Here is a 10,939-nt window from a genome sequence, read left to right on the forward strand (position 1 = left end):
GTAATTATAAACAAAATAATCACAAAACACATTGCTTTTAAGTTAAACAATATAATATAGCATGATAAATATCACCCTAAAAGAGTCCAAATACAAGGCCACTGCATACAATCGACCTATAATCGACATGCAAGAAATGGCAAAATGAACTGCTATAAAAAAACAATTCAGCTGTTCAAAGAAATAGAACAGCTGAATTTTTTCTTTTTAAAATAGATTTTTAAAAAGATTTTCGTCACGACTATTGGCTAATTTTGTTGTGATTATTACATTGCGATAATGATAAATTCACTGCGTCGATTGACTTGGTGTTCCGCTTCAGAACAACGGACACCATTACTACAGTTATTGAGTAACTGGGTTTCGCCATAGCCACGTCCTGCTAAACGAGTCGCCTCAATGCCTTGCTGTTCCATCCATTGGATTGTAGCTTTGACACGACGATCGGATAAACTTAAATTATACTTGTCATTTCCTCTACTGTCTGTATGTGAGCGCACATCAATTTTCATCGTTGGATATTCGCGCATTACTTCAACAATCTTCATCAGCTCTATGGCTGCGTCTTGTCGGATGATCGCTTTATCGAAGTCAAAATAAATGGGCTGTAGTTGTAGGCGTTTAAATAGATCATCATTTACCTGTAGCGGTCTTTCTGTGCGTTCTAATCCGATATCTACCGTTTTAGTTGCAGTTTGTTCTTTGATAGTAAACGCGAGCTCTACGGTATTGTATTTTTCTTTTTCTGCTTTAATGCGGTACTTCATCCCACAAGCCAAGCCTGTAATTTGGTATTCTCCTTTGCTATTGGTGCGCAGGGTATCGCTTTTTTGATACAATGCATCAGAGAAAACAATACGCGCATCAGCTAAAATTTCATTGGTATCTAAGTCATACACTTTTCCTTGAATGGCTTGATTACACTGTTTTTCTGCCAATAGATAAATATCATCCGCTCCTTTACCTCCTGTGCGATTAGAGCTAACAAAGCCTTTTTTCTCTTTCGGATCAAAGTAGAAGGCAAAATCATCCATGCTACTGTTGATGGGTTCTCCCATATTGATCACTGGACCAAAGCTTCCGTTAGGATATAATTGTGCAACAAACACATCCATACCACCTAATCCCGGATGCCCATCAGAAGCAAAGTACAACTTATTCTCTGCAGAAATAAAAGGAAAACTCTCACGTCCTTCTGTATTGATGCCTTTGCCTAAATTTTCTACGGGACCATATCCTCCATTGGGATAAAGTGCAACGCGAAATAAATCAGACTGACCAAAGGTTCCCTTTCGATCTGAAGCGAAGTACAACCATTTTTCATCAGGCGTTAAAGCCGGATGGGCAGTATTGAAATTATCCGAATTAAACGGTAATTCCTCTACTTGTCCCCACAACCCATCCGTTTGCTTTACAGCCTTATATATCTTTAGAGAAGAATTATGTGCTTTATTTTGTTTGCTCTTTCCACTGGGTTTACTATTATTACGCGTAAAGAACATGGTTTTTCCATCGCTTGTAAAAACGGCTGTGGCATCATTTACCTCGTGGTTTTCTCCCATAGGAAGTAGTTCTGGTGTGGCTACTCCATTTTTATCAACTACTGCCGTATATAAACGCGTGTAGCGTTCATTGGTCCAGGAGTGAATTTTATTTTTGCTTTCGTGTGCCGTTTCACGTGCAGAAGTAAAGACCAGCTGATTGCCAAGTATGGCTCCTCCATAATCAGAATAGGGGCTACTGATATTGAGCAGTCGAATATCGTATCGATTGGAGTGATTGTCAATATGCGCCAAGTACTCGCGATTCTTATTATACTCTTCTACGCGTATATCTTCCTTTTCCAACAGCGCAAACTGATTCATCAATTCTTGTGCTTTTTCGTAGTTTTGAACAGCTCTAAGCGTCTGACTGTAACGATAGTAGTATTCCGAAGGCAATTGTCCAAGATTCTTATTCTCATAACTGCCCTCAAAAAGCTCGGTATACCATTTATTTGCCTCTACTAATTTGCCATTAAAATAGTACGCATCAGCTAAATTTTGTAGGATAGAACCGTTGACATAACCATTAGCGGCCATGCGTTCATAGATTTCAATTGCATTGACATAGGCCGTTCGATCGAAGCTCTTATCAGCCTGTTTTTCTTGTTTAATCTGACTGTATCCGATACTACCTATACTAAGCGTTAGGGTTAGTATTCCTATTTGTATCCATTGTTTTATCATAATAAGCGCTTTTAGAAGAACCTCGGCGCAGCAACGCGCTTGAAGCCATTAAACAAACTAAAACGCAGAAATATTTCGTGTGATCCTGAATTATAACGGGCCAACTTACTTGTTTCTGCATCATAACTATATCCGACAAAAATACTTTCTGACACTTGAAAACCAACCATCCCACTAACAGATGCATCCCAACGATAGGCTGCTCCCACAGTAAACTTATCTACAAACATAAAGTTTGCTGAAACATCAACTTGTAGAGGAGAACCTTGTTCCATTTTGATCATAGTGGCGGGTTTAAATTTTAAACTGGGATTCAGCTCAAATACATATCCTCCTGTTAAATATAAATGCATTTTTTGACGAAGGGTTTGTACATCATTGTCATCATAACGCGTTCTAGTCAGCAAATTAGGCGCGGATAATCCCACATAAGCTTTGTCTGAGTACAAGAACAATCCAGCACCAATATTTGGGGTAAATTCATTCTTTATATCCTCCTCTGCCACTGGATCTGTTGGATTGTAAATGTGTAATTTGCTGTAATTTACATCTAATAAATTGGCTGACCCTTTTAATCCAAACGCCAACTTATAGTTGTAGTTCAAATCAATAGCATAGGATAAATCAACGGATAGCGTATTGTCATCCATCACCCCTAAGTGGTCGTTGGTAAAGTTAACTCCTAAGCCTAATCCCGATTCCCCTAGCGGTGTATTCATGGAAATAGTAGCTGTTTTAGGAGCTCCTTCCAAGCCTACCCATTGGGTGCGATAAAGTCCAAAAATATTGAGTCCTTCTCTACTCCCTGCATAAGCGGGATTTATATTAGAATGGTTATACATATACTGGGTGTACTGCGGATCTTGTTGACCATACGTTTGCGTAGTACAAAACAAACCTATCCCACCAAGAACGATCATTTTTATTGTGTTTCTTACTTTCATTTTCTTGTGGTTTAATTGGTCTCTAAATGTAAATTAGCCGCTTTCTTAATCATTCGACTACCGTTAGCATCTGTGTATTCATAGGTAACGATATAGTAATAAGTTCCACTTGGTAATTTTTTCTTTTTATCCACTGTGATTTTACCATCAGAATAACCTGTAAATACATTGCTACTTCCGTCCCCATTCGGATCATATCCCGTAGTTTCGTATACTTTTACTCCCCAACGGTTGTAAACTTCAACGCGATTATTTGGGTATTTTCGAATGTTGTCAATAATGAAATAATCGTTTTTACCATCGCCATCTGGTGTAACCAAATTATAGATCACCACATCTCCATCGTGAATCCAATCTTCTTTCACTGTTGCAAGGGTGAAGTAACCAAAGTCTTTTATAGTCGTTGGCGTTGTCACCGTTCGCGTAGACATGTCGACTACTCCTCCTTCGTCAACCCAAAGTTGTTGTTTATCATCCCAGCGAACAATATGCAATTCTCCTTCTGGGTCTTTTACCAAATCTGGCGGTGTGGTACGATCATCCCAAGTAAGGCTCAAAATCACCGTTTCCGACCCTTTTAGTTTTGCATCTAACTTCCAATATTCTTTATCATTGACTTGCTTGATCACCCCCGTTGTATTTTTGCGCGTAGCAAAAAATGCCTCATCTTTTACTCGATATTGTGCCACAATGGCATCTTTTATGTCTTTCGGTGCACTGATAATCGCTGGACGAAAAAGGGCCTCATCCCCGATGGGATACTCAAAATGTTCTTTTCCTATTTTTTCCACCATTCCTTCAGCATGAGACTGATCGCTAACATTCATCGTTTTAGCACCCTGTTGAAAACTCAACATCCCCACTGATGATTGGTGAATCGGATCAATCGTTTCGTCTATTCGTATAATTCCATCTTGAAAATCTAGTGTTCCAAAAACGCCTATATTATTTTTTAGATCAAAAGCCAAAATAGGTGTCGAATTATTCAATTCTACATCGAAAAAATCGGAAAGCGCTTGGCCACTGATCAACTGCTTACCTTCTTCTTTTCCCAAACGTGTAAAAATTGCCTTACTCGTTTTTCGATGACTTGTAAAGGAATAAAAACCGTCATTGTTAAAATTTCGAAAATAATAGACGGTTCCATCATTAATCAATTCAGCACTTTCTGTATTGGTAAAATCAAAGTGAGTCGATACAATTTCATTGGGAGAAACGAACAGGACTCCTGTGTTTGCAAGTACTTGCTGTCCTGTATCTTGCGCTTGTCCAATAAATCCAGAAAGACCAATAACGAGGCATATAGTATAATGTGTATGTTTCATTTTTCTAATTTTTTTAACCTGTAAATTAATCATTTTATTTGATTTTTGGAATTTTAATTTACTTTCCAAAAGGACCATTCTGTGCCATTAAAAACACACAACATTTTGGATTCCGTATCAAATGCCATCGTTCCTGCTTTTGGACTTAAAATATTCAGGTGCGGACTTTCCATTTTAGGCAAGACCATTGCTTTTGTAGTTGATTCTAAAACTAATACACCTGATGCGGTTGATGTACGACTTCCTATAACGGTTGGTTTTGCCTCTGCATTTTCACCAAAGGCTTGTTGAATACTCAAATCCACATTTCCTGTATTAATGGATAGATCCACCCAAGTGGCCTCTGTTCCTGCTTTGTAGTACTTTACTTTTTTATCGTTAGAGTCAAAGATCAATGTTCCTCCAACAGGTGCAGTAACATCCGATTCTTTGGTCACCCAAGGTAAAATAATTCCTCTATTTTCATTGGCTTTAAAGTCTAGGATAACATCCGTTCCTTCCACTGTTTTTTTTCCTATTGACGTCTGTCCTACAGCTGAAAAAATACCAAAGCACGAAAATAAGGTGAGGAAAATAAAGTGTTTATATCTCATATTTGTCATAGCAATTTTAATTTAGTTTAGTGGAAAAAAGCGTGGGTTATTGCCTCTTCTTTTTTCCACTTTGATTAACTATTCATCCACACATCCTTGATCTAAACAGCCCCATTGGGTTCCGTTATACATCTTCAGACAGTTTATTGTTGTATCGTAAACAAGCATTCCTTCAACTGGGTTCAATCTTTCAATTTGCACTGTTGTTAAGCGCGTGATTACCAATCCTTTTGTTTTTGATTCTAATACAACAAACGCATTTCCGCGATTTGGTATCCATGTTTTATCTGGTCGTTGTAGTGTTGTTACAGCCAAATACCCTGTTGAATCTAAGATATCTCCTCCATCTCCTTCTACAGGATCGTAATAACAAACAGTACAGTATTCAACCTCTAATGATCCATACACTTCTGATGTTGTTGCATTCAAACACAAATCATCTGATTCATTCAACAATTCAAAATCAATGTACAAAGCGGTTTCTTTCTGTCCGAGTGCAGGATTTGACGGATCTATATCTTCCATTACAATTCCAGCTTGATTTGGTGCTTTTACTTTAAACGTAAGGGTATGTTCACCTGGAGGTAATACAAACTCTTCAATAATCAAACTACCTACCTCTGACGTATCCACGATTACGGAACCACCAAAGTTAAGAGAGGCTGAAGTCAGGGAATTATTTACGTACGTAAACTCTTCATTGTAATTAAACTCAGCCATCATATCGCTAATAGTAAACGCATTAGGGTTCTTTACTTTAACTGATACTGTAACCACATCGTTTTCAACATAACATCCTTTATCTGTGAGAGCACTTACCACTTCAACTGGTAAAGGTCTTTCTGTTGGATCACCTGTTGCTAAGGTTCTCGTCGGTTCACAACCCGTTGATAAACGATCACAACTCAATAGTTCTACTGTTCGAGGTGGACCATCCACTGGTTGATAAGATAATTTACCGCGATTTTCATAAACTCCTTCTACAGCATCCAAATCAAAAATAGCTTTTGCTCTGAACGTTAGCGTGGAAGTTCCTGGCACCTCTAGGTTGTCGATTTTCAAGGTACTTCCCTGGGCATAATTATTAATTGTTGCCTCTGTTACTGCTGAATCATCAATAGATAAAGATTCTCCTACCCATTTCATTCCCGCTGGTAAAACATCGGAGAAGTTCACTTTATAAGGTGCACAATTCACGTTTGAAATGCGGAACGTATACGTAGCCTCTTCACATAGTAACATTTCTGGTGGGCCTTGTTTTGTAAAGATTAATCCTTCTTCATTTGGTTCGGGCGCAGGTGGTAGACAATAAAAATCCATTGGTCCAATACCCATGCGCATATTACCTGCTCCAGCTCTTCCTGTAAAGGTGTGTACAACATAGATTTTCTCTACAGGTACATCAAATTCCACATACATTCTACCTTTTGGTGAAGCATAGCTAGAGGACTTATTTCCTCTTGCATGATCTCCTTCAATGCGATAAGTCGGTTTGGCATGAACATAACTCAAATTAGGCTGGATAATTCCACTTCCACAAACACCGTAGACTTCAATATTGGAGAATCGATTTCCATATCGATCTACTTCAAATATTTCGAATGTACTAGCTGCTGCTTTTAACGATCCATTTTGTTTGAGGGTAACCTCTGTCACCATTTTTTTATCCCCTGTTCCTCTACGTCTGTATTCTCTCAAGGAGCGATAGGTAGAAGGACGAGGGTAACGGCTTCTCAAGGATGAAGGTGATTCTACACTCACTTTTACATCAGCAGTAAAACCATCTCCTAAATTGAATACTTGTGCTGTAGCCCCTTTTGCCCAACTATTTTTAGTAAATTCCAATCGTTTTACGCCTTGAAAATCACAAGATTCACAAATTCCAGGTAAGGCTTTTGCAGCAAAAGTAAAATAGGTATAACGATCTTTAGGGAATTTATAATTGGCCTGATGTCCATCGTAGATAAAGTCCATTGGAATTACTTGATCCCAATTATTGGCCATAATTTTTGTTGGTGAATCAGCAACTAATAGGAATACTTGCCAGTTTGGACCATTGTAAGGGAAATTGGAATCAGCAGCACGAACTAGAATACTTTGATCAAAGTCTGTGTTTTCAACCATCCAAATTCTTCCACTTATTTTTGAATCTAGCTCTCCACAAATTTGTTGGTTTCCGGCGAATGAAAATCGAGATAAAGAAGCATTATTATGTCCCCAAGTGATGGCAGTCTTATCTTTGATAATTACTCCTAAAGCAGGATCGCTTCCCAATTTAGTTCCTACCCCCATATGTACTATAGATCCGATATCAGTTGATTTTGCTTGGTAGTTGTACAAATCCGCATCATCATCTCGTACGACCGAAGCTACATTATAGTGGAAGTTACTGTTTGCAGCACTATTTCCATTCCAAATGGATGTATTATTAGACAGGAGATAGTTAAAATTTTGAGCCCCTGGATTCCCTAATTTAATTGTAATTGCATATTTAATTCCCAAGTAAGAATTAATTCTTGACTTTTCGTTTGCAGTTAAGACTCCTTCATATAAAATTACTTCTGGCATTACCCCTTGTAAAGTATAGGTCTTGGATGAACTTCCTAAACCTAACATACCGGGTCCATTCATCAATACGTTATTGTATCTATGCGACACAGTCTCTGAATGCCCTCCATCGAACTCAAAGGTTACGGAGTTCCCCACATTCCAATGATATCCTGCAATAGTCGTAGCGCCTGTATTAAACAATCGACTTGGGCTATTACTCAAACCTGTTGATCCAATGCGGCCTAATCCGTCAATGTTATTTGCACTTCCTCTATACACCCCAAAAGAAGGTCTTCTTGCGTTTGTTGCGATTGTTTGCTGACCAAAACCAATAAAATAGGATCGTGTAGAACTTTCAAAGTTATGATTCACTACAGCATAGAAAGCGACATCATTGGGTACTGCTTTTGACATAGCAGCTTTATCAGTGATCATATAATCTTCCCATTTTCTAAAGTAAGGTGTTGGGTGGAAGTTTGTTCGCTCTTCATATTCCAAGTACAACGGTGCAGAGCCATTTGCTCCTCTTTTTCTATACGTCGTTCCCATACCTGAGTGGTCTACCCAGTTTACCACCTCTCCTCTATTATCAAGAGTCAGCGTGTTTTTCTTTGACGCATTCAACCACATTCTCAACCCATTACTTACCCCACCTGGTGCAACAAATTCAGAGGTAAAACCGATGTAATCTCCATCGTTGATAACCACATCTTTCGCCACTCCATCCACTACTTTATAAATGCGCGATTGGCTTGGTGGAAAATTGGGATTCGTACTCACTAATAACCACGTTCCTATTCCAATCCTTGCATTAACAGTGAAAGAAGATTGACCAGTTGCTTTGGCTCTTAATTTATAATTAAATAAAGTCGTTAATTTTTCTTGTTTCACCACTCCAGTTACTGGATCTGTATGGACTTGCAACGTATAGTTCATAAAATTCGTTCCAGTTGTATAACTATACGAGGTACTTCCATCCATTCCATTTCCACCGAACATCAGTGCATTTTTATCAGGAAATGTAGCGAGGTTTTCCGCATTAACTTCATGAAAATCACCCAACGAAATAGATAAAGCAGGATTGTCTGTACTCATGGCTTGTTTCTGATACAATCCACTGCTATCATCTCTAGCAATTCCGAAAATATCAGTATTATATTCTGTATAGCCTGGTAGAATTCCACTGTAAACTAACGTTCCATTAGACAACACATAATTTTGTGTCGAATTTAAACTGACTCCATACTTAATGGCTAGATGGGTGTTAATTTTTATTAATTCATCGTTTGTTAAAAACACACCGGAAGAACCTGCAGGTTTAGATAAAACAATGACTTCCATAATCTCTCCATAGTAGTTATCCGTACGTGATGTTCCATCTGAAGTATTTCCAATTACACTTTTACGTGCTGTACCATACATTGTACGACCTGTCATTGTTGTTGTACTTGCCAATCCGTTCAGGTATTGTCGTTGGTTGGTTCCCGTCTTGTTAGGCATCATCGCTATTCCAATTCCATAGCCATTGGTTTGGGTATGAAAAAGATTTGCGCCACCTCGTGTTCTATGCCATAATTTAGTTGCATTGGAACCCGTTCCTCCAATCCAACCATAATTATCCCCACCACCACTGGCTAGGGTAAAAACAGTTGCATTATTTGATGATCCTGTATAAGCATCATTATCTAAACGAGAAACCCAAATAACAAAATACGAACGATTCCCATCCACTTGAAAATTGGTAAGTGATTCTAATTTTCTTCTTTCATTAGTCTCATCCGTAGCATCTTCATCCTTATAGAATTCAACAGAACCATGAAAGTTCATCGCTGATTTAATATAACGAGGATAAGACCCTGTTGTATTACCAAAATGTCTCGTATTACCTGATTTATCCATCCAAGCTGTAACATTAGCTCCATCAGCGATGGTAGCTGTTGAGCTCAACACTTCATCAGCAGATAACCAATATTCTATGTTTACTCCTGTAACTCCTCCTGGTGTTTGCCCTATAACCAACATAGCGCTCAGGAAAAATACTAGTATATATAATTTTCTCATATAGCTGTTCCATTTAATTCTTCCTGAAAAGCAATTTTCAGGAAGAAGTTAATTACTCAAGTTGATTATTTTTTTTCGATCAATTTTTCTATAAGCTCTAAGCGTTTTGCAACTGCTTCTTGTTCTTTTTTCAACTGATCAATTTGTTCTTGTTGCTCAATTGTATGCAAGAACAATTCTTCTACTTTTTCTAATAATTCAACAGATAAATTAGTTAAGTCAAAACCATAGCCTCCCTCATTTTGGCGTAAATCACTAATTGGAGTTACCCCTGGCAAGTGATGGTTCTCTTTTACAAATCGAGCTATATCTGTTAACGTATTAAACTCGTACGTCAATTTGATATCTGAGCTTCCTGTAAAATATTTCTCAAACACATAATCCGCATATACTGAGTTGGTGGTGAAGAATTTACCTGTTGTCACTACATCTCCTGCCACAAATAATTTTGCCGTTGGGTCTGTAGCTGGAATCTGACTTGCTCCAATCGCTACTGTACCCGTTTGGTAAATGTTTTGTGTATTCAACGTTGCAACTGTAGTTGATCCTTGTACCAACCATGGCGAAGCAGCTACTGTCGATTTATCTGCCCAACCTGGAACATTACTAGCGTTTGTTACCAATACTTGATTTGGTTCTGGAGAATCGGCAATATCTTCTGGAAGTATTGTTCCATCTTTGATATGTGTCGATGTTACTCCTCCATCTGCCACTTTAATACTTGCTTCTTTTAATAAAGTCGCAGGGCCATCTGTTACTGTAATTGATGTATCAGATTTCAACTCTTTACCAGATATAACCTTAGTTACATCAACATCTGGTGTGCCTGGTACCCAAGAAGTTCCATCAAACACCAAGGCTTGTCCATCTGTAACTGTTGTGGCAACTACTGGATTTCCTTGAATTTTAGATAAAATTGTTGCTCCTGTTGCTCCCGTTACATCTCCAGCTAAGGTTGCTCCACCTAAATCAACTTCTTCTTTCGTTCCGTCATCTTTGATGTAATAATATTTGTTATTCGTTACATCGTAGTACACGTTTCCGTATTTATCTTTTAACTGATTAATTACTTCTGTAATAAACGCTGTGTTACCCGCAATTTCTTTTGCGTCTAACTGTACTTTGTTTCCGTCAGAATCTGTTACCGTCAACATATCACCGTCTAACGTAAAGCTAGTGTTGGTGGTGTTGATGGAAGACCAATCAATCGTACCTTCGGTTCCATCGTCTTTGATGTA

At 38.3% G+C, this 10,939-nt stretch carries 5 protein-coding genes and 1 pseudogene; all 6 read right to left on the minus strand.

Features of this window, described 5'->3' with window-relative positions:
• Window positions 1-266: 266 nt before the first annotated feature.
• A complete protein-coding gene (locus ACPDHL_RS03390; protein ID WP_430531399.1) occupies window positions 267-2,228 on the minus strand; it encodes an OmpA family protein in 1,962 nt (653 codons plus the stop codon).
• Window positions 2,229-2,239: 11 nt separating this feature from the next.
• Entirely contained in the window at window positions 2,240-3,172 is a 933-nt protein-coding gene (locus tag ACPDHL_RS03395) for a PorP/SprF family type IX secretion system membrane protein (RefSeq protein ID WP_430531400.1), read from the minus strand.
• Window positions 3,173-3,183: 11 nt separating this feature from the next.
• The gene (locus ACPDHL_RS03400) at window positions 3,184-4,497 is read right to left on the minus strand and encodes a gliding motility-associated C-terminal domain-containing protein (RefSeq protein WP_430531401.1); all 1,314 of its coding nucleotides are present in this window, start codon (window positions 4,495-4,497) and stop codon (window positions 3,184-3,186) included.
• Window positions 4,498-4,550: 53 nt separating this feature from the next.
• The gene (locus ACPDHL_RS03405; protein ID WP_430531402.1) at window positions 4,551-5,099 is read right to left on the minus strand and encodes a hypothetical protein; all 549 of its coding nucleotides are present in this window, start codon (window positions 5,097-5,099) and stop codon (window positions 4,551-4,553) included.
• A 69-nt stretch (window positions 5,100-5,168) separates the two neighbouring features.
• Entirely contained in the window at window positions 5,169-9,701 is a 4,533-nt protein-coding gene (locus ACPDHL_RS03410) for a hypothetical protein (protein WP_430531403.1), read from the minus strand.
• Window positions 9,702-9,766: 65 nt separating this feature from the next.
• Window positions 9,767-10,939, minus strand: a pseudogene (locus ACPDHL_RS03415) (hypothetical protein); the annotation flags it as partial.

The sequence above is a fragment of the Myroides sp. C15-4 genome, assembly GCF_050522745.1.
Classification (GTDB): Bacteria; Bacteroidota; Bacteroidia; order Flavobacteriales; family Flavobacteriaceae; genus Flavobacterium.

Bases quoted from the DNA above. Each gene is read 5' to 3' on its own strand.
- ACPDHL_RS03390 (WP_430531399.1), bottom strand. From the start codon at position 2,228: ATGATAAAACAATGGATACAAATAGGAATACTAACCCTAACGCTTAGT.
- ACPDHL_RS03395 (WP_430531400.1), bottom strand. From the start codon at position 3,172: ATGAAAGTAAGAAACACAATAAAAATGATCGTTCTTGGTGGGATAGGT.
- ACPDHL_RS03400 (WP_430531401.1), bottom strand. From the start codon at position 4,497: ATGAAACATACACATTATACTATATGCCTCGTTATTGGTCTTTCTGGA.
- ACPDHL_RS03405 (WP_430531402.1), bottom strand. From the start codon at position 5,099: ATGACAAATATGAGATATAAACACTTTATTTTCCTCACCTTATTTTCG.
- ACPDHL_RS03410 (WP_430531403.1), bottom strand. From the start codon at position 9,701: ATGAGAAAATTATATATACTAGTATTTTTCCTGAGCGCTATGTTGGTT.